Consider the following 476-nt stretch of genomic DNA (forward strand, 5'->3'; position numbering starts at 1 on the left):
CCCATGGGCAGCGCCGTCGATTCGAAGTATTTGCCGTCCGGCCACACGCGCACCGTCGTGCCCTGGCGGCGCTCGCCCGCGGCCAGCGGCCGGGACGTGAGCGGCTCGGTGACGTCGCCGCCCTCGAACACGAGGCGCGCGATCTGCCCTTCGCGGTGGGTGGAGGCCTCCAGCCGCAACGCGAGCGCGTTGGTGACCGAGACGCCCACGCCGTGCAGGCCGCCCGAGAAGCTGTAGGCGCCGCCCTTGCCCTTGTCGAACTTGCCGCCCGCGTGCAGCCGCGTGAAGACCAGCTCGATCACCGGGGCCTTCTCCTCGGGGTGCAGGCCGAACGGAATGCCGCGGCCGTCGTCCTCGATGCCGACGGAGCCGTCGGCATGCAGGGTGACCTTGATGCGCTTGCCGTGCCCGGCCAGGGCCTCGTCGGCCGCGTTGTCGAGCACTTCCTGGATGATGTGCAGCGGGTTGTCGGTGCG

At 71.6% G+C, this 476-nt stretch carries 1 protein-coding gene; it reads right to left on the bottom strand.

Annotated features, from left to right (window positions below; translation table 11 throughout):
• Nucleotides 1-476, bottom strand: a 476-nt coding sequence (locus tag GVL52_RS31920) for an ATP-binding protein (protein ID WP_244619339.1), incomplete at both ends; no start/stop codon positions are given.

Origin of the sequence: Rhizobium sp. 18055 (genome assembly GCF_902706285.1) — a bacterium.
In the GTDB taxonomy this organism is placed as follows: domain Bacteria; phylum Pseudomonadota; class Alphaproteobacteria; order Rhizobiales; family Rhizobiaceae; genus Rhizobium.